The sequence below is a fragment of the Saccharopolyspora sp. NPDC049426 genome (genome assembly GCF_040676935.1).
GTDB lineage: Bacteria > Actinomycetota > Actinomycetes > Mycobacteriales > Pseudonocardiaceae > Saccharopolyspora.
Window position 1 is genome coordinate 493,886 of sequence record NZ_JBFAPZ010000001.1, and the last position, 23,375, is coordinate 517,260.

26 protein-coding genes are annotated in these 23,375 nt (G+C 67.0%); 18 read left to right on the forward strand and 8 right to left on the reverse strand.

Annotated features, from left to right (window positions below):
* The first annotated feature begins 18 nt into the window (after positions 1-18).
* Positions 19-1,047 (forward strand): polyprenyl synthetase family protein, encoded by a 1,029-nt coding sequence (locus AB0J78_RS02395; RefSeq protein ID WP_363786109.1) that lies wholly within the window; start codon positions 19-21, stop codon positions 1,045-1,047.
* A gap of 145 nt (positions 1,048-1,192) precedes the next feature.
* Complete coding sequence (locus AB0J78_RS02400) at positions 1,193-2,473, forward strand: hypothetical protein (RefSeq protein ID WP_363786111.1); 1,281 nt, start codon at positions 1,193-1,195, stop codon at positions 2,471-2,473.
* A gap of 13 nt (positions 2,474-2,486) precedes the next feature.
* On the opposite strand, the gene AB0J78_RS02405 is transcribed toward AB0J78_RS02400, so the two are convergent.
* Positions 2,487-2,930 (reverse strand): Lrp/AsnC family transcriptional regulator, encoded by a 444-nt coding sequence (locus AB0J78_RS02405; RefSeq protein ID WP_363786113.1) that lies wholly within the window; start codon positions 2,928-2,930, stop codon positions 2,487-2,489.
* A gap of 74 nt (positions 2,931-3,004) precedes the next feature.
* On the opposite strand from AB0J78_RS02405, the gene ddaH reads away from it, so the two are divergent.
* Entirely contained in the window at positions 3,005-3,859 is an 855-nt protein-coding gene (gene ddaH / locus AB0J78_RS02410) for a dimethylargininase (protein ID WP_363786115.1), read from the forward strand.
* 49 nt (positions 3,860-3,908) lie between these two features.
* On the opposite strand, the gene AB0J78_RS02415 is transcribed toward ddaH, so the two are convergent.
* Positions 3,909-4,817, reverse strand: a complete 909-nt coding sequence (locus AB0J78_RS02415; protein WP_363786117.1) for a YceI family protein — start codon at positions 4,815-4,817, stop codon at positions 3,909-3,911.
* 196 nt (positions 4,818-5,013) lie between these two features.
* On the opposite strand from AB0J78_RS02415, the gene htpX reads away from it, so the two are divergent.
* Entirely contained in the window at positions 5,014-5,889 is an 876-nt protein-coding gene (htpX, locus tag AB0J78_RS02420) for a zinc metalloprotease HtpX (protein ID WP_363786119.1), read from the forward strand.
* Here htpX and rfbA read toward each other — a convergent pair.
* The 3 genes from rfbA to AB0J78_RS02435 form a co-directional block, all read right to left on the reverse strand.
* Positions 5,886-6,761 carry a glucose-1-phosphate thymidylyltransferase RfbA gene (gene rfbA, locus AB0J78_RS02425; protein ID WP_363786121.1) on the reverse strand — a complete coding sequence of 292 codons (876 nt, stop codon included), beginning with the start codon at positions 6,759-6,761 and terminating at the stop codon, positions 5,886-5,888. The two genes, htpX and rfbA, sit on opposite strands and share 4 nt — an antisense overlap.
* Positions 6,762-6,967: 206 nt before the next feature.
* Entirely contained in the window at positions 6,968-7,459 is a 492-nt protein-coding gene (locus AB0J78_RS02430; RefSeq protein ID WP_210968354.1) for a YajQ family cyclic di-GMP-binding protein, read from the reverse strand.
* A gap of 47 nt (positions 7,460-7,506) precedes the next feature.
* Entirely contained in the window at positions 7,507-7,899 is a 393-nt protein-coding gene (locus tag AB0J78_RS02435) for a VOC family protein (RefSeq protein WP_363786124.1), read from the reverse strand.
* 379 nt (positions 7,900-8,278) lie between these two features.
* Here AB0J78_RS02435 and AB0J78_RS02440 point away from each other — a divergent pair, with 379 nt between their 5' ends.
* On the forward strand, positions 8,279-9,505 hold the full coding sequence (locus AB0J78_RS02440; RefSeq protein ID WP_363786126.1) for a PAS domain S-box protein: 1,227 nt from the start codon (positions 8,279-8,281) through the stop codon (positions 9,503-9,505).
* A 1,077-nt stretch (positions 9,506-10,582) separates the two neighbouring features.
* Positions 10,583-11,191, forward strand: a complete 609-nt coding sequence (locus AB0J78_RS02445) for a hypothetical protein (RefSeq protein ID WP_363786128.1) — start codon at positions 10,583-10,585, stop codon at positions 11,189-11,191.
* A gap of 10 nt (positions 11,192-11,201) precedes the next feature.
* On the opposite strand, the gene AB0J78_RS02450 is transcribed toward AB0J78_RS02445, so the two are convergent.
* From AB0J78_RS02450 to AB0J78_RS02460, 3 genes are all read right to left on the reverse strand, one after another.
* Positions 11,202-11,552: a signal peptidase I gene (locus AB0J78_RS02450; protein WP_363786130.1), complete on the reverse strand. Its 351-nt coding sequence runs from the start codon at positions 11,550-11,552 to the stop codon at positions 11,202-11,204.
* Positions 11,552-13,150 (reverse strand): transcriptional regulator, encoded by a 1,599-nt coding sequence (locus tag AB0J78_RS02455; protein ID WP_363786132.1) that lies wholly within the window; start codon positions 13,148-13,150, stop codon positions 11,552-11,554. The genes AB0J78_RS02450 and AB0J78_RS02455 overlap by 1 nt, the downstream gene beginning before the upstream one ends.
* A gap of 151 nt (positions 13,151-13,301) precedes the next feature.
* The gene (locus AB0J78_RS02460; RefSeq protein WP_363786134.1) at positions 13,302-13,649 is read right to left on the reverse strand and encodes a GntR family transcriptional regulator; all 348 of its coding nucleotides are present in this window, start codon (positions 13,647-13,649) and stop codon (positions 13,302-13,304) included.
* 113 nt (positions 13,650-13,762) lie between these two features.
* Between AB0J78_RS02460 and AB0J78_RS02465 the strand changes: the two genes are divergently transcribed.
* The 12 genes from AB0J78_RS02465 (at position 13,763) to AB0J78_RS02520 (ending at position 23,270) form a co-directional block, all read left to right on the forward strand.
* A complete protein-coding gene (locus tag AB0J78_RS02465; protein ID WP_363786136.1) occupies positions 13,763-14,044 on the forward strand; it encodes a hypothetical protein in 282 nt (93 codons plus the stop codon).
* On the forward strand, positions 14,041-14,454 hold the full coding sequence (locus tag AB0J78_RS02470) for an RRQRL motif-containing zinc-binding protein (RefSeq protein WP_363786138.1): 414 nt from the start codon (positions 14,041-14,043) through the stop codon (positions 14,452-14,454). Before AB0J78_RS02465 ends, AB0J78_RS02470 begins: the two co-directional genes overlap by 4 nt.
* 33 nt (positions 14,455-14,487) lie before the next feature.
* Complete coding sequence (locus AB0J78_RS02475) at positions 14,488-14,703, forward strand: hypothetical protein (protein WP_363786140.1); 216 nt, start codon at positions 14,488-14,490, stop codon at positions 14,701-14,703.
* 62 nt (positions 14,704-14,765) lie between these two features.
* The gene (locus tag AB0J78_RS02480) at positions 14,766-14,942 is read left to right on the forward strand and encodes a hypothetical protein (protein ID WP_363786142.1); all 177 of its coding nucleotides are present in this window, start codon (positions 14,766-14,768) and stop codon (positions 14,940-14,942) included.
* An 89-nt stretch (positions 14,943-15,031) separates the two neighbouring features.
* The gene (locus AB0J78_RS02485) at positions 15,032-15,253 is read left to right on the forward strand and encodes a hypothetical protein (RefSeq protein ID WP_363786144.1); all 222 of its coding nucleotides are present in this window, start codon (positions 15,032-15,034) and stop codon (positions 15,251-15,253) included.
* Between the two features lie 110 nt (positions 15,254-15,363).
* Positions 15,364-16,191, forward strand: coding sequence for an ABC transporter permease (locus tag AB0J78_RS02490; protein ID WP_363786146.1), 828 nt, complete (start codon positions 15,364-15,366; stop codon positions 16,189-16,191).
* The gene (locus AB0J78_RS02495) at positions 16,188-18,422 is read left to right on the forward strand and encodes an FtsK/SpoIIIE domain-containing protein (protein WP_363786148.1); all 2,235 of its coding nucleotides are present in this window, start codon (positions 16,188-16,190) and stop codon (positions 18,420-18,422) included. Before AB0J78_RS02490 ends, AB0J78_RS02495 begins: the two co-directional genes overlap by 4 nt.
* Before the next feature lie 535 nt (positions 18,423-18,957).
* Positions 18,958-19,566, forward strand: a complete 609-nt coding sequence (locus AB0J78_RS02500; protein ID WP_363786150.1) for a GGDEF domain-containing protein — start codon at positions 18,958-18,960, stop codon at positions 19,564-19,566.
* A complete protein-coding gene (locus AB0J78_RS02505) occupies positions 19,563-20,240 on the forward strand; it encodes a hypothetical protein (RefSeq protein WP_363786152.1) in 678 nt (225 codons plus the stop codon). Before AB0J78_RS02500 ends, AB0J78_RS02505 begins: the two co-directional genes overlap by 4 nt.
* Positions 20,241-20,320: 80 nt before the next feature.
* On the forward strand, positions 20,321-21,670 hold the full coding sequence (locus AB0J78_RS02510; protein WP_363786154.1) for a DUF3631 domain-containing protein: 1,350 nt from the start codon (positions 20,321-20,323) through the stop codon (positions 21,668-21,670).
* Positions 21,671-21,723: 53 nt separating this feature from the next.
* Positions 21,724-21,915 carry a helix-turn-helix domain-containing protein gene (locus tag AB0J78_RS02515; protein WP_363786156.1) on the forward strand — a complete coding sequence of 64 codons (192 nt, stop codon included), beginning with the start codon at positions 21,724-21,726 and terminating at the stop codon, positions 21,913-21,915.
* A complete protein-coding gene (locus AB0J78_RS02520) occupies positions 21,912-23,270 on the forward strand; it encodes a tyrosine-type recombinase/integrase (RefSeq protein ID WP_363786158.1) in 1,359 nt (452 codons plus the stop codon). The genes AB0J78_RS02515 and AB0J78_RS02520 overlap by 4 nt, the downstream gene beginning before the upstream one ends.
* Positions 23,271-23,375 lie beyond the last annotated feature (105 nt).

Sequence of the window (23,375 nt, forward strand, 5' to 3'; positions counted from 1 at the left end):
AGCGAAGGCGACGGTGACGTGAGCAGGCCAGCGGATGACCCGATCAATGAACTGAGCGCAGCCGGGTTGGGTGGTTTCCAGATCACCGACACCGAGCTGGCCGACTCGGTCAAGCAGGGCATGGCTCGCGTCGAGCAGCTGCTGCACCACGAGGTGCAGAGCGACCTCGACTTCGCCACGCGCACTTCGCTGCACCTGGTGGATGCGGGCGGGAAGCGCTTCCGCCCGCTGTTCGTCCTGCTCGCCGCTCAGTTCGGCGACCCCACGAGCGACGAGGTCGTCAAGTCCGGCGCTGTGGTGGAGATGATCCACCTCGCGACCCTCTACCACGACGACGTGATGGACGAGGCCACCATGCGGCGGGGCGCTACCAGCGCCAACGCCCGCTGGGACAACTCCGTCGCGATCCTCACCGGCGACTTCCTGTTCGCCAAGGCCTCCCAGCTGATCGCCGACCTCGGCGCCGAGGCGGTCCGCCGGATGGCGGCCACCTTCGAGGCCCTGGTCACCGGGCAGATGCGGGAGACCGAAGGGGTCGGCGAGGACGATGACGCCGTCGACTTCTACCTCAGGGTGATCTACGAGAAGACCGGTTCGCTGATCGCGACCGCCGGCCGGTTCGGCGCCTGGTTCTCCGGGGCCGACGAGGCGACCATCGAGTCGCTGGAGCGCATCGGCAAGCTGATCGGCACCGGGTTCCAGATTTCCGACGACATCATCGACATCGCCTCGCCGTCGAAGGAATCCGGCAAGACCCCCGGCACCGACCTGCGCGAGGGCGTCAAGACGCTGCCGATGCTCTACGCGCTGGCCGACGAGAACTGCCCGTCCCGGTTGCGCGAGCTGCTGGGGCGTCCGCTGTCCACCGACGCCGAGGTCGCCGAGGCCTTGGGGCTGCTGCGCGAATCGCGCGGTCTGGAGCGGACTCGCGGCACGCTGCAGGAGTTCGCCGACGACGCCCGCAAGGAACTCGCCTCGCTGCCCGACGTGCCGGCCAGGGAGGCGCTGTCCTCCCTCGTCGACTACGTGGTCGCCCGCACCTGGTGATGCGCTGCTGTCGACGCGCGGTCTGTCTTGAACTCGCCGTCTGATCACGAGCGGGTCAAGGAGGTACCGGGTTGGCTCGCACGCGTGGTAGGAACCCGGGTGTGACCGGCGGAGCTGCTGGAGCCCCGGAGGAGGGACATCTCTCGTGATCACCTGGCTGTTCACCCAGGTGTGGCTGTGGAGCCTCGCCGCTTTCCTGTTCGGCGCGCTCGTCACCTGGGCGTTGTTCGTCAGGCCGTTGCGGCGCAGGCTCAAGGCCGAGCTGGCCAGGCCGCGCTACGCCGAACCCGTCTACGACGAGCCGATCTACGACGAGACGGTTTACGAGACCTACGCGGACGAGCCGGTCACCGAGCACCGGTCTCTGGACCTGCTGGAGCAGCGCTCGCCTCAGTGGGAGGCCCCGGAGGAGCAGCGCTCGCCCCAATGGGAGGCCCCCGAAGAGCAGCGCGCGCCTCAGTGGGAGGCCCCCGAGGACCAGCGTCCGCCCCAGTGGGAGGCGCCGGAGCAGCAGCGCGCGCCCCAGTGGGAGGCCCCCGAGGAGCAGGATCTCGATGAGTGGGACCGCCGGCCGCGCCCGTGGGTCGCTACGGAGACGACCCGCTCCGCTCCGGTGGAGACGCAGCGCCTGCCGGAACCGGAACCGGAACCCGAGCCGGAGGCGCCGTCCGGGGACAACACCTGGTTCCGCAACCCCGAGGTGGAGGAGCCCAGGACCGAGTCGCGCCCGTCGCAGTTCCCGCCGGGAGCCGACGCCGAGGAGGCCGATCAGCTCTCGGGCCAGCTCCGCTCGCTGTTCGAGCCGGAGTCCAGCGGTGACGCCGGGGAGCCCTACAAGCCGCCGATCGGCGCCGACGCCACGCAGGTCATCCCGCCCGTTCCCGGCGAGCAGCCGCAGGCGAGCGGCAGCCTGAACGGCGACGGTACCGAGGCCAAGCCGCTGCCGAAGCGCACTCCGCAGCCGCGCTCCGACTCGGCCGTGCAGGCCGATCCGCCGAACATCCCGGACTCGCTGCGGCAGCGCGTCCAGAGCGGTGAACCGCTCTCGCGCGGTGACGAGGGCGCGGAGCCCCCGGAGATCAACCTGGTCGACAACCCCGACGACTCCGCTCCGCTTCCCCGCCGGACCCCGGGCGCAGGCCCGCACCCGGGCCGCGACGCCAAGTGGGAGAAGCCCTCGGAGACCTCACAGGCGCAAGAACCCGTCCCGGACCGCCCGGAACCCCGCCGGGCCGGGGCCGAGGCGCCTCGCCCCGCGCCCGCTCAGGCCCCCGCCTCAGCAGGCCCGATGATCAAGGGGCATTCGGCGTCCCGCACGTACCACACCCCGGACTCGCCGCAGTACGACCAGATCAGCGCGGACGTCTGGTTCCGCACGCCCTCCGACGCCGAGATCGCCGGCTTCGAGTCCTGGAACCGCTCCTGAGCTCACCCGCGGTTCAGTCGGTCTGGGGCTGGCGTTCGAGCAGGCGCGAGAGGACGACCGTGGAGACCGTGCGGGAGATGAAGTCGACCTCGCGGAGCCGTTCCATCGCCTCCTCCAGGTGATGGATGTCGGCCGCGCGCAGGTGCACGATGGCGTCCGCCTGCCCGGAGACCGTGTAGGCGGCGACGACCTCCGGCAGCGGTTCCAGCCCGGTCCGGATCCGGTGCGCGGGGACGTTGCCGTGGCAGTGGACCTCCACGAACGCCTCCGTTCCCCAGCCCAGCGCCTCGGGATCGACCACTGCGGTGAACCCCTGCAGAACGCCCTGGTCGAGCAGCTTGTCGACCCGTCGCTTCACCGCGGGCGCGGACAGTCCCACGTCCGAACCGATCTCCGCGTAGCTCGCGCGAGCGTCGGAAACCAGGTGCGAAATGATTCGTTGGTCCAAGGCGTCCATGCGCAACATTCTGCCGTAAATGACGAACGGAGCGGCGTTGATGGTAGGTATCCGTAGCGCTTAGATTTCGATTCATGACGGCAACAGCGGCGCGACCCGCCGAAACGCTCGCGGCCAAGCAGGCCACCACCCGCCACTTCCTGATGTGCCCGCCCGCGTACTTCACCGTCGAGTACGTGATCAACCCGTGGATGAACCCGGACGAACCGGTGGACGCGGCGCTGGCGATGGCGCAGTGGGAAGAGCTGAAGGACACCTACGTGCGGCTCGGTCACACCGTGGACACCATCGAGCCGCAGCCCGGCCTGCCCGACATGGTCTTCGCCGCGAACTCCGGCACGGTGATCGAAGGCCGCGTGCTCGGCTCGAAGTTCCGGGCTCCCGAGCGCGCCGCGGAGGCCGAGCACTTCCGCCGCTGGTTCGTCACCCGCGGCCACCGCGACCTGGTGATGCCGACCCGGATCAACGAGGCGGAGGGTGACTTCGCCTGGACCGGTGAGGTGCTGCTGGCCGGGACCGGGTTCCGCACCGACCCCGCAGCGCACGCCGAGGCGCAGGAGGCCCTGGGCGTTCCGGTCGTCTCGCTCAACCTGGTCGACGAGCGCTACTACCACCTGGACACGGCCCTGTTCGTGCTGGACAAGGGACCGAACGCGCAGATCGCCTACTACCCCGGCGCCTTCTCCGAGGGCTCGCGCCGGGTGCTGGCGCGGATGTTCCCGGACGCGGTGATCGCCGACGAGGCCGACGCCTCCTGCTTGGGCCTCAACGGGGTCTCCGACGGCCACCACGTGGTGCTGCCGTTCGAGGCGACGGGCCTGGCCGGGCAGTTGGAGGAACGCGGGTACGAGGTGATCGGGCTCGACATCTCCGAGCTCCGCAAGTCCGGTGGCGGCCCCAAGTGCTGCACCATGGAACTGCACGCCTGAACCGGGAGAACGGCTGCGCGAGGTGCTCGTGCAGCCGTTCTCCGCGCAGTCACACCATGACCGCCTGAACGCCCAGCTCGATGCTGACCGTCGGGCCGACCACCGCGATGCCCTTGGCGAGCGTGGCCTGCCAGTTCACCGAGTAGTCCTCGCGGCGCAGGGTCGCCGTGGCGTCGCAGGCGACCCGCAGGTCGCCGTCGAACCCGGGACCCTGGAACGTGCGTTGCCCCAGGTAGACCGTGGACAGTTCCACCGGGCTCGTGGTGCCGCGCAGGGTGAGGGAGCCGTTGACCTTCCAGCGGTCCGCGCGCACGTGGGTGAGCCGGTCGCTGCGGAAGTGGAGCTGCGGGTGCGACTCGACGTCGAGGAAGTCCGCCGACCGGAGGTGGTCGTCGCGCATCTTCACGCCGGTGTCGATGGAGGCGGCCTCCATGACGACCTCGATCCGCGAGTCCTCGAACCGGGGCGCCACGTCGATCACGCCGTCGAACCGCCGGAACTCCCCGTGGATCTTGGACAGCCCGATGTGCTGCGCGACGAACCGGATCTCGGTGTGGTACGGGTCGAACCGGTAACGGCCGGGCTGCGGCAGCTGCAGCGAGTCGTCCGGCTCCACTCCGATGCTGCCTAGCGGGGAGTGCTGGTTGACCTGCACCTGAATCCGAGTGCTGTGGCGGCGGAAGCCGCCGGAGGTGAGCGACAACCGGTGCGTGCCGGGGGCGACGGCGAGGGCGAAGCCGCCGTAGGAGTCGGTCTTGGTCTCACCGATGACCTGGTTGAGCCGGTCGACGATGGTGACGTTCACGTCGGGGAGGAGTGAGCCGCGATCGTCGTGCACCTGCCCGCTCACCAGACCGCTGTCCAGTGGCGTGGGGTGCAGGGAGAATCCGCCGCGGGGGGAGCGCGCCGGGGTGCCGGGGCTGGCCGACAACCGTCGGCGCAGCTTGGCGAGGACCATTGAGATTCCCTTCTGAGCATCCTCCGGGAGGGGGAAGCGGAGGAACGATTTCGGTTTCAATCACTGGGCATTTCAGCCTAGATCGACCATCGAGTTCACCCGATCGGAGGGCGTAGTTGCATTCCGCACATTCGTTCAGCGGAACCAGCCGTCGACGCCAAGCGTTTTCCAGTTGAATCACGGGCGGAGGCATGAGGTGCACAGTCATTTCAACGGTCTGAAGACCGCGGTGCTGCTCGGCGGGATGAGCGCGCTGGTGCTGCTGGTCGGTGCGATCTTCGGTCGGGCCGGACTGGTCATCGCGCTGGTCGTGGCGCTGGGCATGAACGGGTTCGCCTACTTCAACTCGGCGAAGCTGGCCTTGCGGTCGATGCACGCCAGGCCGGTCTCGGAAGCCGAGCAGCCGGCCATGTACCGGATCGTGCGCGAGCTGGCGACCTCGGCGCGGCAGCCGATGCCCTCGCTGTACATCAGCCCGACCCGCGCCCCGAACGCGTTCGCGACCGGCCGCAACCCGCGCAACTCCGCGGTGTGCTGCACGACCGGGATCCTGGAGCTGCTCGACGAGCGCGAGCTGCGCGCCGTGCTCGGCCACGAGCTCTCGCACGTCTACAACCGCGACATCCTGATCTCCAGCGTGGCCGGAGCGCTGGCCAGCGTCGTGACGTTCCTGGCGAACTTCGGACTGCTCTTCGGCATGTTCGGCGGCAGCGACGAGGACCGCCCGAACCCGTTCGCGATGCTGCTGGTGGCCCTGCTGGGGCCGATCGCGGCCGCGGTGGTGCAGATGGCGGTCAGCCGGTCCCGGGAGTACCAGGCCGACGCCTCGGGCGCTCAGCTCACCGGCGATCCGCTGGCCCTGGCCTCGGCCCTGCGCAAGCTGCAGCTGGGGACGCAGGCGGCGCCGCTGGCCCCCGAACCGCAGCTGGTGTCGCAGTCGCACCTGATGATCGCCAACCCGTTCCGCCCGGGCGAACGCTTGACCAGGTTCTTCTCGACGCACCCTCCGATGGACGAGCGCATCGCGCGGCTGGAGGGCATGGCGGGCAGGCAGCTGCCCCCGATCCACTAGGCGCCCGCCTTGCGGGCGACCTCCATCACGTACTCGCCGTACCCGGACTTGACCTGCTTGGCGCCGAGCTCGTAGCAGGCCTCGGCTGAGATGAAGCCCATCTTCAGCGCGATCTCCTCCAGGCAGGCGATCCGCACGCCGGTGCGGTGCTCGAGCACCTGCACGAACTGCCCGGCCTCCAGCAGCGAGTCGTGCGTCCCGGTGTCCAGCCAGGCGAAGCCGCGGCCGAGCTCGGTCAGGTGCGCGCTGCCTTCTCGCAGGTAGGCGAGGTTGACGTCGGTGATCTCCAGCTCGCCTCGCGGCGACGGGGAGAGTCCCTTGGCGATGTCGACCACGGCGTTGTCGTAGAAGTACAGCCCGGTGATCGCCATGTTCGACCTGGGCTCGGTGGGCTTCTCCACGATCGACAGCAGCTTGCCGTCCGCGTCGACCTCGCCGACCCCGTACCGCTGCGGATCCCTCACCGGATACCCGAAGAGGGTGCATCCGCGCAGGTCACGAACGCAGTCGCGGAGGATTCCGGAGAAGCCCTGGCCGTAGAAGATGTTGTCGCCGAGCACCAGCGCGACGGACTCGTCGGAGACGAAGTCGGCCCCGATGACGAAGGCTTCCGCCAGCCCGTTGGGCTGCGGCTGCTCGGCGTAGGAGATCTCCAGCCCGAACTGCGATCCGTCGCCCAGTAAACGCCGGAAGAGCGGCAGGTCGGACGGGGTGGAGATCAGCAGGACCTCCCGGATGCCCGCGAGCATCAGCACCGAGACCGGGTAGTAGATCATCGGCTTGTCGTAGACCGGGAGAAGCTGCTTCGACACGGCCTGGGTGAGCGGGTGCAACCGAGTCCCGCTGCCTCCGGCCAGCACGATCCCCTTCACACAGCACCTTCCCGATCAGCCGGCGCGGCGTCCCCGCCCCGAACCCGACGACGAGCGTATCCGGGCGAGGCCGGGAGGGGACATCCGCGCAGCTCCGAGGCGGGTTCCCGCCAGGGCTGGGTGGGCGCCGGGCGGTTTTGGTCCGAACTGATCGGGCAGAAGGGACATCGATCATGGACGGTTCGGACCAAAACCGCCCCGAGGGCCTACCGGTAGTTCTCGAACTGCAGGGCGACGTCGAAGTCGGAGGACTTCAGCAGCGAGATGACGGCCTGCAGGTCGTCCTTCTTCTTGCCGGACACGCGCAGCGCGTCGCCCTGGATCTGCGCCTGGACGCCCTTCGGGGCCTCGTCGCGGACCTTCTTGGAGATCTTCTTCGCGATCTCCTGCGAGATGCCCTGCACGATCTTGCCGGTGACCTTGTAGATCTGGCCGGAACTCGCCGGTTCGCCCATGTCCAGGGCCTTCAGCGAGATGTTCCGCTTGATCAGCTTCTCCTTGAAGACCTCGATCGCGGCCTTGCAACGCTCCTCGGTCTCCGATTCCAGGACGACCGCGTCCTCACCGGACCAGGAGATCTTGGTTCCTGTGCCGCGGAAGTCGAACCGGTTGGCGAGCTCCTTGGCCGCCTGGTTCAGCGCGTTGTCCACCTCCTGGTGATCCACCTTGCTGACCACGTCGAAGGACGGGTTTGCCACCTTGACTACCTCCCGGTTGAGCCGCTGTTCAGGTCTGCCTGAACACGCTACCGGGATCCGAGGAGATCCCACTTGTTACCCGCGACGTCGCGGAAAACGACCACCCGGCCGTAGGGCTCGGTCCGGGGCTCGCCCAGGAACTCCACCCCGGCCTCGACCATCCGCCGGTACTGCGCGTCGAAGTCGTCGACCTGCAGGAAGAAGCCCACACGGCCCCTGGTCTGGTTCCCCACGGCCGCCGCCTGCGCGTCCCCATCGGCCTTCGCCAACAACAACCCTGTCCCGGCGTTCGGCGGCTGAACCACAGCCCACCGCTTCTCCCGCCCATCGTTGGTCAACGAAGGTGAATCCTCCACGAGCTCGAACCCGAGCACACCCACGAAGAAAGCGATCGCCCGGTCGTAGTCGTCCACCACGAGAGAAACCAAAGAGATCCGCATCAACCCATCCTCCACCCAGCCAACGCCAGGTGGAACCGGATCAGCCCGAGCCCACCCCTCCCCAGGACGTACCGGATTACCCCGGTAATCGGGAGGCGGATTACCGCCGTAATCAGGTCCCCGAATACGGCCGTAATCGGGGGCGGAACCCGCCGTCATCGTGAAACTTGCCGCACGAGGTCGAGATCAGCGACCGTCTCCTGCTGCGCCTCAGCGCCGGCTGAAGACCGGCTGGGGTGAGCAGGCCCCATCCGGACAGCGCGAATCGAGCGCAGCTCGTCGAAAAGTCGGTTTCCGAAGGCGATGCCCCGCTGCGTGGCAAGTCACTCACAGGGGTGAACCGCCTCGACATGCGGGCGAGGCCGTCTACCGTCGGCCTATGCCCTTACCGGGTGATGAGGATCGGATTCCGTGGCGGGTCGTGTGCGACCAGGCCGCATCCGCGATGACGGTGCTCGACCTGGAGGGGCGCTTCCTCTACGTCAACCAGGCCCTGTGCCGTCTCCTCGGCTACGAGCGGGACGAGATCGTCGAGAACCACCGCCACCACTACATCCACCCTGACGACACGGTGGGGCTCGACATGATCGGCGACGTGCTCGCGGAGCCCTCGGGCGAGGTCTCCCACGAGTTCCGATGCGTGTGCGCCGATGGGCGGGTCATCTGGTTGCTCCTGTCCGCATCGGTCATCCGGGACGACGAAGACCGTCCGCTCTTCATCGTGACCCACGCGCAGGACATCACAGACCGGCACGAATCCAACTACCGATGGCAACGGACGTTCGCCAACGCTCCCATCGGGATGGCACTGCTGGACGCGCACGGGGTGTGGACAGAGGTCAACGCCGCCTTGTGCGAGTTGGTCGGTTATAGCCACGACGAGCTGGTGGACCGGGATCCCACCGACCTCACCTACCCGGACGAGGAGGTGAGCGCGGCGCTCGCCGATGTCTTCGAGGGGCGCATCGACCGGGTGAGCGTTGAAACCCGCTACCGGCACAAGGCCGGGTACCCGGTCTGGCTGCTCATCCGGGTCAGCGCGGTACCAGGCCCGGAGGGCGCGCCGGTGTGCGTGGTCGGCCAGTACGAGGAGATCGGTGATCGGCGCATGTCGGACGAGCACCTCGCGCACTTGGCCCTGCACGATCCGCTGACCGGGTTGGCCAACCGCGCCCTGTTGGCCGATCGGCTGGATCACGCACTTGCGGAGCTACCACGCGACGGGGGAGTGCTCGCCGTGATGCTGGTGGACCTCGACAAGCTGAAGGAGACCAACGACGGCCATGGGCACGCCGTCGGCGATCAGCTCCTGATCTCGGCGGGTGACGCGCTGCTGCACGCCGCGCGGACCGGTGACACCGTGGCTCGCGTCGGGGGAGACGAGTTCGTGGTGGTCAGCCGCGTGCCCGATCTCGCGGCGGCGGAGGCGCTTCGCGATTGCGTGGAGAAATACCTGAAGACCGACGTCGTCGTGTCGGGCTGCCGGGTTTCCCTGCAGGCGAGCGTCGGGCTTGCCACCACGACCTTCCCGGCGCTCTCCCGCGTGGAGCTGCTGGACGCCGCCGACCGCGACATGTACGTCCGCAAAGCTCGGAGCCGAAGCTAGAGGGCCTGAACTTTGTGGCGCGCATTTGGCCGGCTCGTCGTACATGGCTGGACTGCAAAGCTTCTCGGGTTGGTCGGCTCTCGGCTCAGCGTTGGTAGCTGTAGCGGTAGCTGCCGTACGGCGTGGTGCAGGTGGTGGTGTCGCCCTTCTGCACGCAGCTGGTGCCCGGAGCCCGGTAGCTGAAGGAGCCCTCGTCACGCGGGGTCTTCGAACTGGGTTTCTGCGTCGTGGACTTGTTCTTCTTTTGGAGATCACGGGCTGCTCGGAGATCACCTCGCCGTCGCGGGTGATGACCAACTCCTTGGAGTTGATGGTGTAGACGTGGCCATCGTTCTCCTCGGTCTCGTACGTCCCGGCGGAGATGCGTTCGGCAGGAAGGGTGATCGACCCGGCCGCGCTGGAGCCGCGGTAGTAGACCTGCCCGGAGATTTTGCACAGCTGCACGCGCGACTGCTTGGTCCGATACGTCGCAAAGCAGTTGTCCCCCTTCTCCTGAACTGCCGAGCTCTGCGACTGGGCAGGCTGAATCGAGGGGTCAGCTGCAGCGGCCGTAGTCCCGAGGCACAGGAATGAGCCCGCCAGGGTTAGGGCGACGAGTGATTTGCGCATCGGTGATCACCTCAAGGCCAGACTCGGCAAAGGGCGTCGGCGTGTGAAGAGCCGAAGGGCCTCGGGAGGGCCGGCCAGCCGGGCGCAGGCTTGCGCTGTGAGAACGCTGTGATCAGCTTCGGGCTGGTGGCGATCCCGGTCGGGCCGTCCAAGCCGCATTGGGTGTGGCCAGACATTGTCCAGAAGCTCTCGTGCTGAGCCCGCTGGGAGTCGTACACAGCCGGACAACGCGAAACAGCCCCCTGACCGCTTAGTAGCAGGTCAGGGGGCCGTTTTCGGTGGGTGCCGGGTGGAGGATTCGAACCTCCGAAGGCAATGCCGGCTGATTTACAGGCTCACGGTCGGAGGCGCTTTGAGCTGCGAAAACGCCCCATATCGGTTTAGCTTGGCCAGGGATCGGCCATAGCGGCCTTGTGCAGGGTCCTGGGATGCGACGCAAGATCGTGTTGCCCTGGCATTGGAGGGGGCATGGATCGCAGCTTTTTCGTCTCGTTGTTCGTGAGCTTGCTAGCGCTTGCCGGTGTGTTGTTCAGCAGCCTGGTAAGCCTTGGCGGTGTGTTGTTCGCCACGTTGTGGCGGGAAGGTAAGGAAGACACGCGGCGAGAGCAAGAGAGGGAAGCTGAGCGTAAGGCCCGCGAGGACGAGCGTGAACTCGAGCGTGAGCGCCGTTGGCTTGAACGTAAGTTGGCTGCTTACACGGAGTACCTCACTCGGGTCAACAGCTTGGAACGCAGTTGTGGGGACATACGGGAAGGGCGGCTGGCTGTGCGCGCCGATGGGCCTTCGGAAACCCTTGAAGCGCTCTTCAGCTCGACCGAGGAGCTTGGACTCCTGGTACCCCCGAACATCCATCAGAAGCTGGAGACGCTGACCTTTGTATGCGCCAATCTCCTCTTTCACTCCCGAACGCTGGCTGAGGCTGACCTTGATCGAGTGGACCTGACTGAGCGAAAGGCCATCCTTGAGGTCATTAACAAAGCAAAGGATGCTCTGCAGCGAGAACGCAAAGAGTTCATGCAACTAGCGGGTAGGGACCTCGGGAGGCAAGCCAGCCAAACTGCCCCCGAAGGGTCCTGAACGCCTGTGTCTAGCCAGGAAGAGATGGCCACCGGACGGTGACGACGACGGAGTCCTCTTCTGCCTCCCATGAGTGTTCAACGCCTGGTCCCCACACGAGGTAGTCGCCCTGGCGCTGCAGGAGGGCCCTGCCGTCGGTGAGGTAGACGTGGAACTTGCCTTGGATGAGCATCACGAGAGTGGTGCGTCGATCATCGGGAGCCCACTCGGGGCGCTTCTCGCCTGCTGGGTGAGTGCCCCACTTGACCTCGACGTCCTTGGAGTGGCGTACACCCTCGCTGGGGTCGATGAAGTGGCCGAGGATCCAGCCGCGGCGCTCGCTGCCGTCGTCTGCGGCGTTGCCGGTGTACCACTGGGTCATTACTGGATCTCCCATTCGATTGCTGGGGCGTCGACACGGGGGCTGTCTAGCTCGGAAAGCCTCCGCAATCCTTGCAGGAAGGCGAACAGGCCCTCGTTGCTCCATGCCACGTCTGCGGCCAACTCGGCAAGTAGCTCGCGGTCCATGCTGGAGAACTGCTGGAGCCTGCTCGACTCCCAGTTGGCCTCCACTTGCCCGCCGAACCGCTGCCAGAACTCCTCGTCCTGGATAACGATCAGGCTGGCGAACTCGTAGTTGCCGCTGACCAGGTTCAGGCCGAGGCCGGTGCACTCCATGAGCCATTGGTCGCTGTTCTCGGTAAGCCAGCGCATCGGCGCGGAGAGCCTGCTCGGGTGCATGGGGTCGGCGCTGCGTTGCGGCGAAATCGTGTTGTCGACGTCATCCCGACCGAACAGCTCCTCCTCCATCTCCCGCTGCAACGTGAGGCCGATCTGTGTGTCCTCGCGCTGGTCGATGAGCGGTTCGTGGAAGGACTTCGGGATGGGTGCGAGTCGGCGCGAAGCATTCAGTACGTTTCCGCCGCGTTCTTGGACGAGAAGCACGTAGTCAGCGGGCCGCCGCCCGCGTGCCGGCCGCGCGATCGCGCAGAGCGCCAGTGGCCCACCGGCGCAGAGCCGTTGCCGGGTGTCGAGGACTGAGCCAGCGTCTGGAAGGTAGTGGTCTCGCAGCGGCAGATCGCCGGGCCGTGTTGAGCGTCCCTCGGCTATCGCGTCGACCATCTCGCCTTCGAGTAGGTCCATCGTCAACGCGTACTGGACGAACTCGGCGATGCCGAACGAGCCACGGAGCTTGCCCGGACCGACGTCGGCTTCGAGTAGCCGGTACAGCGAGGCATTGACCAGGCGGGTGTCCTCTTCGAGGGTTTCTGCGATCCGCTGAATGGCCTTGTCCGTAGCGAAGTCGTCCAGGGCAGCCTCGTACTCAGGCGCCTTTCGTTCGAGATCGAGCTGGTCATTTTCGGGTGTGAGCACGCACCGCAGATCCAACCAATCCGCGCTGGTGAGAACGCTGGTGATCGCGCTCTGCTCCTGCTCGATCCGGGCGGCGTAGGTGCCCCATCCTGCTGGAGCTCCGGCGTAGTAGTCCTGCAGAGCGGTCGCGAGTTGATGCTGATCCACGCGGCTGCGGCGGGAACGTCGGTCGCGCAGCGCGTTCGGCTCCAAAGCGGCGATGCGGGCGAGCACTTCCTTGCGTGCGGTACCGCTCGACCAGCCTGCCTTCTGTTCAACCCAGTCAAGCGCTGCACCCACGTTTGGATCAGTGCTCATGCGCCGTTCCGCTTCGGTCGTGTCGCGTCCAGCAGGTGCGTCCGCAGTGCCGGTCAGAGCCGTCTCTCCGGGCCTCCCACGCGCCAGAAGCAGAGAAAATCTTGCTTTGACCTGGTCGTCTGCTTGATGCAGCACCGTGTCGAGTGCTTGCTGAAGCTCGCTTCCCGGTTCCGTGTCCGGGTTCCCGTTCCACTTTGCGACCGTTCGCACCGCCGTTCCGAGGCGATCTGCGAAGGCTTCGTTGGTCAGCCGCAATGCCCGCTGAAGCGCATTGGCTCGTCCGCCCGTCCAAATGTCGACGACGTCCACTCTCGCTAGCTCCTGTCGGCCGGGTGCATCGCGAGTGCACTGCTGGTGCATCGCTGGTTCATCAGATTTCCGCAGGTCACGGGGTTGAATAACTGGTGTCAGACGGAAACAGACACCAGGGAGGTCCACCGTGATCGAAGCGTCAGCCGAGTCACCGACCGGCTTCGGACTGGGCTTGCTCGACGGCCTCGACCCGCAGCCGAAGCTCCCGCAGCTCATCGCGGATCGCCTGCAACTCGGATGCCTCGCCATCGGCGGTGTCGACGGGCTTGGCGTTGACGAACGTGCCGCGTCCGCTCACCGAGGTCAGTACTCCCTCGTGCTGAAGCTTCTTGACGGCAACGTGAACGGTCAGCTCGGCGACGCCGTAGTCCTCAGCGAGCGAGCGCAGGGACGGAAGCTTCTCCCCGACCTGCACCTCCCCGGACGTGATCCGGCGTCGTAGGTCGTCCTCGATCTGTGCGCTCAGCGGCTGAGCGCTCTGCTGGTTGATCGCCACAACGCCAGGTTAACCCGGAACACCTCATCCGCACTAGTGCGCCACAAACACCCCTTGACAGCTAGCGCACTAATGCGCCTTAATGTGCCTAAGTCGAACGACAGGAGCCAGAGATGCGTAAGTCCCCCGAGGCACGTAGCACCGCCATCGAAGAGCCGTTGGAGGGCGAGCGAGCCGCGTTGGCTACGGACCGGATCGCGGTGAAGCTCGAACTCGATGTCCTTGATGCCGAGACCGCCGTGCTGGAGTCGGAAGCTCTGGGCATCACGGATGTGGTCGCGATGCGGCGCTTGGACCGTGCCCGTAGCGAGCTGCGCAAGTTCTTGGCGCGGCGACAGTGGGCTCGGGCTCTGTCGGCCGCCCCGGCCTCCATCGACGGCGGTGCTGCCGCATGAGCCGCCGGACTGCGCTGCAGTGGGTTGAACTGCCGGACGGGCGCTGCGAACTGGGGTGGATCGACCACGGGTTGCCGACGTTCAGGTTCGGGCACGCGCCGTCTGGTCTGGCCACTCGCCGTCAGCTGCGCGAGGCCGGGTTGTGTCCGGGTGGGCAGGGCATCGTCGCCCAGATCACCTGGAAGCGCGGTCGACGGTGGGCCGGGTTGTACCGCATGGACCTGGCGAAGCCCAAGCGTCGTCCGAGTCTCGGCCAGCAACTCGCCGTCTGTAAGGCCCTTCGCGCCAGGCGTACGTGCCCGACCTGCCCGGCCGGGCAGCGAGTCAAGGACTACTACCTGCCCACCAGCCCTCGGCGGTGCTTCGACTGCCTTCGCCACGCCGAGGAAATCGCCCAGCTCGCTGCGTAATTCGCTGAAGTCCGTCCTGATTGGAGAGTCGCTGTGATTACCTACAACGTTCTGATCGGACTGATCATCGTGATCCTCATCCTGGCGCGCAAGCGCATGGATTGGACGCAGCTCATCGGTGGCATGGCACTGGCGTTCCTGCTGCTGCCGACCGTCGTCGGCGGGCCGATGGCCGACGTGACGCACACGTTCGCCACCGCGATCACCAATGCCGCCAACGGGGTGCTGGCCGACGTCGGCGTCAGCTAGCCGCCCTGCTTCCCAAGGGTGAACGAACTGCAAAGCATCAAGGATCGAAGGGACAGCTACTGATGGGCAAGAGCAACCCCTGGCACACGATCGTCAAGAAGTCCTGGTGGGACGGCTCAATGATCACCCTGTGCGGCCAGAAGATTCCGAGCGGCAGAGGCGAAACCGATACCTGGTACCTGCCCCGCACCGGACCCAGTTGCACAGCCTGCGAATCCGCCAAGAAGCGCGGCAAGTAGCCGCGCCCCGGCCCGGCAGTCATTCCGCCAAGAACCACCTGCCGGGCCGGGCTCCTCACCACCTATCCAGCAGTTAGGAGACCACCAGCATGCCCACCCCATCTCCTGATGGCCACAACCAGGTGCGCCGGTACCCGGTGGCCCAGAACGAGACCGATCCACGGTTCACCATCGGCCTGATCATCGAGGTCGCGGAGGTCCTGCAGCAGCACGGCTATCCCCGTATCGAAGCCGCCAACGCCGCTGACTTTGTAGAGCTGCAACTGGCGCTGTTCGCGTTCCTCTACACCGGAGGGGGTGAGCTGGCATGAGCGCACCGAGCACGACGCACAGCGCCTACCCGCCCGCAGTTGACGAGTTGGTGCCGCGTGCCCGCCAGTTGGCGACAGATCTGGGTCGAGTGCCCTCGCGGAACCGATTGATGAGCGAGTTCCGCATCGGTGCGAAGAAGGCCACCGCGTTGCTGAAATACCTCGACGGTGAACCTGCCGGGGGCGACGAGACCAAGGCCGCCCAGTCTGACCGTGAGGCGAACTCGGTCCGCTTGCACGTGGTGCCGGAGACCGTCGAGTCCGACCGGACTGCCGCGAGCCCGGCCCCCATCGATGCGCCGACCCTGCCGAGCGCCGTACCGGCCACGCAGGAGTCGGCCGAGCTCGGCCACGAGCCGGACCAGACTTCGGGGTCGGCGACTCCGGAGGTGACCGCCGCTGCTGACGCGTCGGGTCAGGTGAAGGCATCCGCAAACCCGGGCACGGGACCGGAGGCTGAAGGGCGTCCGGCGGTGCGGGTTCCGGCGAGCTGGCCAGTTCTGCTGCTGGCGCTTCCGGCGTTCGTCGCGATCTGGTCCGGCTGGGTCGGACTGGGTTCATTGACCGGGTTCGGCATGGTCCGCCCGCTGCCCGGTATCGCCGACTGGTTCGCGATCAACACGGCGATCACGTTGCCGATCGGAGTCGAAACCTACGCCGCCTACGCCTTGCGGGTCTGGCTATCGGGCGCAGTCCCATCTCAGGCGCGCCGGTTCGCGAAGTGGTCTGCACTTGGCTCGCTCGCGCTGGGTGCGCTGGGACAGATCGCTTATCACCTCATGACCGCCGCTGGGGTCACACACGCCCCGTGGTGGATCACCACCGTCGTCTCGTGCCTGCCCGTGGCCGTGCTGGGCATGGGCGCCGCCTTGACCCACCTTCTGCACACCCCCAGCTCCGACGTTCCCACCGCGACCGATGGGGAGGCTCGCCGATGACTGAGCACCACCACGACCACGAGCACCACGACAACCGCGATGAGCAGCACGCCGAGTCCGGCGAGGACGCCCGCGTGTACCCGTTCCCTGGCAAGCCTGAACAGCCTCCGGCAAATGCCGAAGCCACTGACACCGGTCGTGAGGTCGAGCCGGTGGGTCAGATCTTGGAAGGCGAGCTGGTTGGCGAGAGCGACAAGGACAGCTCGGAGCGGGTGGATTCGCCCGACACCGAGGAAGGCCCGTCGTTTTGGGAGCGGCTGAACCGAGCAGAGCGGCGGGCGGTCCTGCCGAAGTGGCTGTCCTCGCGCGACCAGCTGCGTGAGGCCGCGAAGTGGATGACCGGGCACTACACCCACGCTGCCGCGTACCACGCGGCTCGCTGCCCGGTCTACGCGGCGAAGCTGGCCAGCCAGGCTCCGCGCGGTACGGCTCGCCTGACGTCGGGTCTGGCGCGGTGGGTCTTCGATGCTGAGGGCCAGCCACTGCGCAGCGCTGCCGCCCGGCGGGAAGACGCAGCTGAATATCTGCGGCTGACGACCCAGCGCGACCACCGGGTCCGCACCCGGCTGGCGCTAACCCTGCCCGTGCTGCTGGTCGGCCTGCCGATCGCTGCCTACCTGGTCACCGGTCTGCCCACCCTGCTGTCCTGGCTGGTTGCCGCAGGCGTGATGCTGGCGCTGGGCGCGGCCGGTGGACACAGGGACCGGCCGATCGCAGGCCGGGCGGTGGTGTCGACGCAGGTGGCCAAGCTGACCAGCGACATCGTGGAACGCGCACTTGCGTCGCTGGGCATCGCCGAAATCAACAAGGTCATGGGGCCGCGAGGCCACGGGATCGCCTTCCCCAAGCCCATCACCCGTGAGGGTCCGGGCTGGCGTGCCGACATCGACCTGCCCCACGGGGTGACCGTGCCGGACATCGTCGAGCGCCGGGAAAAGCTCGCCTCCGGGCTGCGCCGCCCGCTGGGTTGCGTCTGGCCCGAGGCCGATGGCACCGAACATGCCGGCCGCTTGGTGCTGTGGGTCGGTGACCAGGACATGGCCAAGGCCAAGCAGCCCACCTGGCCTCTGCTGAAGAAGGGCACCGCCGATCTGTTCAAGCCGGTCCCGTTCGGCACCGACCAGCGCGGCAGGCCCGTGTCCATCACGTTGATGTACGCCAACCTGCTCATTGGCGCGATGCCGGGCGTGGGCAAGACGTTCGCGCTGCGGGTGCTGCTGCTGGCCGCAGCACTGGACGCCCGCGCCGAGATGCGGGTCTTCGAGCTCAAGGGCACCGGTGACCTGGAGTCTCTGGAGAAGGTGGCGCATCACTACGGGTCCGGGCCGGATGACGGCACGGTTGAGGCAACCCTCGAATCGTTGCGCGAGGTCTACAAGGACCTGGAGACGCGGGCCGCCACGATCACCCGGCTGGCGCGCGAGAACAAGGCCCTCGTCCCCGAGAACAAGGTCACCCCCGACCTCGCGGGACGTAAGGACCTCGGGTTGCACCCGCTGGTGTTCGCCATCGACGAATGCCAGGAGCTGTTCTCACACCCAGAGTTCGGCAAGGAAGCCGGTGAGCTCGCCACGGCCATCATCAAGCGCGGCCGTGCGCTGGGCGTAATCCTCATTTTGGCCACGCAGCGCCCGGACAAGGACAGCCTGCCCACCGGGGTGTCGGCCAACGTCGGAATCCGGTTCTGCCTTCGTGTGATGGGACAGATCGAAAACGACATGGTGCTGGGCACCTCGATGTACAAGAACGGCGTCCGGGCCTCGACGTTCACCGCCAAGGACAAGGGCATCGGCTACCTGGTCGGCAACGCTGAAGACCCGCAGATCGCACGCTCGGCCTATGTGGACAACCCAGCCGCCGACACCATCACCGACCGCGCCCGCGCCGCTCGGCACGCCGCCGGAACGCTGTCCGGCCACGCCCTCGGCGAAACCACCCGCACCGAACGCGCCGACACGCTGCCCGAGGACCTGCTGAGCCTTCTCGGCCCGGACGAGGACAAGGTCTGGACCGAAACCGCCGCCACCCGGCTCGCCGGAACCTGGCCCGAGGTCTACGGCTCCATGACCGCCGACCAGCTCACTGCCTCGCTCAAGCCCCACGGACTCAAGACCAACCGGCAGGTCTGGGGCACCGACGACGGCGGACAGGGCCGCAACCGGCGTGGTTTCCACCGCGCCGACCTCGCCCAGATTGTTGCGGAGCGTAACCGAAAGCGGGATGCCGGATAGGCCCAGCGGGGCCGCTAGACCTAGCACCCCCACCCGCTAGACCTAGCGGCCCCGCTAGCGCCCGCGCACCACACCTGCCCAGCACGCTAGCCACTAGCGCGCTGCGGGGAGACCTGTCCCAAAAACCCTGGCAGGAGGCATATGACCCCCACGCAACAGTTGCTAGCCGCCCTCGCGCCCATCGCTCTGGTGTACACGCTCTGTTACTTCGCCACCTGTGTGATCTGGCCCTTCAAGCCCTGCAAAACCTGCCACGGAACCGGCAAACGCCACGCCCGCATCGTGACCGCCTTCCGCCTGTGCACCCGCTGCCAAGGCACCGGCCGCCGCATCCGATTTGGCCGCCACTTCTACAACCGCACCACCGGACACCGCCGCCGCCACCGCTCTCGGAGATGAGCCCTCATGACCAAGCCGACGCACATCGTCCCTGACCCCAACAGCATCCGCGCCTGACCCAAGCAGCAAAAAGGTCCCGCCCGCACACCTACCACCAGCGCCGGGCGGGACCCCTACCCCTCTAGGAGGCACCCCCATGTTCGCAGAAATCTCGATCCTGCTGGGCACCACCGGATGGGCGAGTGCGGCCACCACCGCCGCATGGATCTACCGCCGCCGCTTGCGCACCGACTCGTTGACCGGCCTCGGCAACCGCCAAGCCCTGCACCACCGGGCACGGCGCGAGCGGTTCACCCGCAGCCTGATCGGGCTGTGCATGGTCGACCTCGACCAGTTCAAAGCCATCAACGACACCCACGGCCACGACTTCGGCAACAAGGTCCTGGCCGCCGTCGCCACCCAACTCGCCACCGTGACCGAGCCCGGTGAACACGCCATACGCCTGCACGGCGACGAGTTCGCCATCTGGCTCGGCCCCATCCCCACCAGCAGCGCCGCCGAGCAGCGCGCCGAAGCGATCACCGCCGCGCTGGCCGAACCCATCTGGGTCGACGGCCACCGCTTGACCGCCCTGGGCAGCGTCGGCCTCGCCGTCGCACCGGCGCACACCCCGCTGACCGACCTGCTCGGTCAGGCCGACGCGCACATGTACGAGGTCAAGGCCAACCGCCGCCTGACCGTGCTGCCCACCCACTCCGACCGCACCCGCGACAACGCCCACTTCCCCGGAGGTGAAGCCGCATGAACCCCACACACCCAACGCCATCCGGCCCCATCACCGTCGACACCGAAGCGGCCTTCGTCGGCTGCCTGATGCGCTGCGACGCCGAAGCCGCGCGCGAGCTACTGGCCGGGATGCGCGCCGACGACCTCGCCTCACCCATTGCCTCCGAGGTGCTGGCGCTGGCCATCGGCCTCGTCCCGCGCGGCATCGCCCCGGACCCTGCCGTGCTCTACGCGGAAGCGCGCCGGACCGGACGGCTCGACACCGAGCACCGACACGAACTGCTGACCGACTGGCTCATCGACACCTACCGCGCCGCCGCCGAACCCATCGTCGGCAGCTACCTCAAGACGTCCGTGCTGGAAGCCGCATACCGGAGAGCCCTCCGCGAGTACGCCTACCGCATCCTCACCCGCGTCGATCACGTGGAAGCAAGCCAGCTGGCCGACCTCGCCGCCCTCGACGACCGCGCGATCGACCTCCAACAACGCCACCACCGCGCGACCGAGGGCGAAACCACCCGGCCCATCACACCAGCCACCCAGAACGAGTCGCGCACAGGCGATTTCAGCGCCGTCTCAGAGAGTCGCAGCAGCTCGCCTCACCGGCCGGGAGCCAGGGGTGGCAACACCCGACTCGACCTGTCACAGGGCGGCTCAACCCCCGCCAGTACCCACCGAGAAGAGGCCGCATGAGCAGCCCCCAGCCACAGAGCCCCGGACTCGGCCGCATTCAGCGCCCCAACCCACCAACAGACCAAGAAGGAGACATCACGATGACCGCCGCACCCGCTCTCCACGTCGTCGGCTCCACCGACGACCGACAGCGTTCACCAGTGCGGTCCGGAGCCGAGGTGCTCGACGACGTCACCGCCTTCCTCAGCCGCTTTTTGGTACTGCCCTCCGAACACTGCGCCCCGACGATCGCGCTGTGGTTCGCCCACACCCACGCCGCGCACCTCTTCTACGCCACGCCGCGGCTCATCCTCGATTCCGCAGAACCCGGCAGCGGCAAGACCCGCGTTCTCGAAGTCGGCCAATACCTCGTCCGCGAGCCGGAGATGACCATCTCGGCCACCACCGCCGCGCTGTTTCGCATGGTCAGCTCCGGCCCGATCACGATCCTGTTCGACGAGGTCGACGCCATCTTCAACCCCAAGAACGGCGGCAACTACGAAGATCTCCGCGCCATGCTCAACGCCGGATACAAGCGCAGCGCCACCATTGCCCGCTGCGTCGGCGACGCCAAGGCCATGAAGGTCGAGCGGTTCCCGGTCTACGCCCCAGCCGCGCTGGCAGGCATCGCCGGGCACATGCCGGCCACCATCACCACGCGCGCGATCACCATCCACATGCGAAAGCGCGCTCCCGACGAACCCGTCGAGGAGTTCCTAGAAGAAGACGTCGAGCACGAAGCCGCCCCGATCCGGGACGAACTGGCCGCATGGATCGAACAGACAAGCACCGACCTGGCCAAGGCGCGCCCCACCATGCCGCCAGGCGTCTACGACCGCTCCGCCGAGATCTGGAAACCGCTGCTCGCGCTGGCCGACCAGGCCGGTGGGCACTGGCCCGAAACCGCCCGCGCTGCCTGCCAGCACTTCGTCAACGCCAGCGGCCCCGGCACTCAGTCGCTCGGCGTGCGGCTACTGGCTGACCTGCGTGAACTCTTCACCGCGCGCGGCGTCGACCGTATGCCTACCGCCGACATCCTTTCTGCGCTGCACAGCCTCGATGAAGCGCCCTGGGGCGACCTCCACGGCAAGCCGCTCGACGCCCGACGCCTCTCAAAAGAGCTGTCCCGCTTTGACGTCCACTCCAAGAACGTCAGGCAGCCCGGAGGGCAGGTCCCCAAGGGCTTTCGCGTCGATGGCGAAGACGGGCTCGCCGACGCCTGGCGACGCTACCTGCCTAATGCCGCTACCAGCGCTACCGCCGCTACCGCCCAGGTCAGACCGGTAGCGGACGAAAAACCCATGCCGCTACCAGCGCTACCCGAAACCCAGTCAGGTAGCGGCGGTAGCGGCAACGAAAACCGCTCCGCTACCGGTCTGACCAGCGAAGTAGCGGCAGTAGCGCCGGTAGCGGACAACACCAGCAACCCGAGATCGGAGGACCCGACCTGACCGGCCCATCACCTCGCCCGACAACCCGTTTGCAACCTCCCGGGAGGCAGTTCATGGCGAAACGTAGCGGCAACTGGATGACCGTCGCGGAGTTCTGCGAGGAGATGGGCATCGCTCGGACGACCTTCGACGACTGGCGTGCGAAGCAGCGAGCCCCCAAGGCCATCCGTCTGCCCAACGGCTCACTTCGCATCCGCCGCACCGACTTCGAGAACTGGCTCGACACTCTGGAGAACGCCGCATGACCGAAACCAGCTACGCCGTCCGCATCTGGAAGCTTCAGGTCCGAAAGAACCAGCACGGCAAGGTCACGAGCTACCGGGCACGTTGGGAAGTTGCTGGCCAGACACGTCAGGAGACCTTTAAGACCAAGGCACAGGCCGAGAGCTTTCGTGCGGAGCTCCTCAGCGCAGCCCGCAAGGGCGAAGCGTTCGACATCGCTAGTGGTCTTCCAATTTCAGTTACTCGCAGCACTGAAGACCGGAGCTGGTTCGACTTTGCCTGCGACTTCGTCGACATGAAGTGGCGCGATACCTCACCAGGTCAGCGCAAGAGCACGGCCGACTCCCTCGCTCCGATTTCCGCAGCGATGCTGACGACGAATCGTGGGGCACCTGCACGCAAGACCCTCAATCAGGCGTTCCGTATCGCATTCAACCCTTCAACCCGCAGCCAAGAACAGCCACCCGAGATCAAACAAGCTCTCAAGTGGATCACGGACCACAGCCGCAACGTAAGCGATCTCAGGAAGCCTGACGTCCTTCGAGATGTGCTGGGAGCCCTTGACCTCAAGCAAGACCAAACGCGCGCGGCCCCGGACACTGTCCGACTGCGCCGCACCACGTTGACGAACGCAATTCACTACGCAATCGAGCGGAAGCTGCTCACCAGCAATCCACTACAGGAGATCAAGGTTCGACGACACGGCACAACGCTGAAACAGGTCGATCGCCGTGTCGTAGCCAACCCGGTCCAAGCTCGGACGCTCTTGGCGGCAGTTGATGAGCGAGTTCCACGGCTGACCGCATTCTTCGCTCTCATGTACTTCGCTGCTCTACGGCCTGAGGAAGTCACGAACCTCCGCAAGCGCAACCTGTCGCTGCCCCAAGAGGGCTGGGGCGAGTTGCACCTCGAGCGAGCTACGCCCGAGATCGGAGAGGAGTGGACGGACAGCCGAACCGCCAGCGAGGAGAGAAGCCTGAAGCACCGCAATGACGACGTCGGCAGAACCGTGCCGTGCTCTCCAGAGCTAACGGCGTTCCTCCATCGCCACCTCGAGAGGTTCGGTACCGCGCCAGACGGACGGCTGTTCTGGGGCCGACGGAATGGCGGGCGGCTTTCCAGCACGGTCTACGGCCGGGCCTGGGCCAAGGCTCGCGCGGATGCGTTCACGGCTGAGGTGGCCGCTACGCAGCTCGCAAAGCGCCCGTATGACCTCCGCCACGCGGCGGTATCGACGTGGCTCAACGCCGGAGTGGAGCCCACGAGGGTTGCGGAATGGGCTGGGCACAGTGTCCATGTCCTGCTCCGCGTCTACGCGAAGTGCGTTGACGGTGGGGAACAGGAAGCTCGCGCGCGTATCGACCGAGCGTTGGGCTGAAACCGTGGCCAGACATTGGCCAGAGACAGCCGGGTAGAGCCCGTGTACAGCCGGGTACAGCCGGACTGCAAAGCAAAGACCCCGTGACCGCTTTGATGCTGGTCA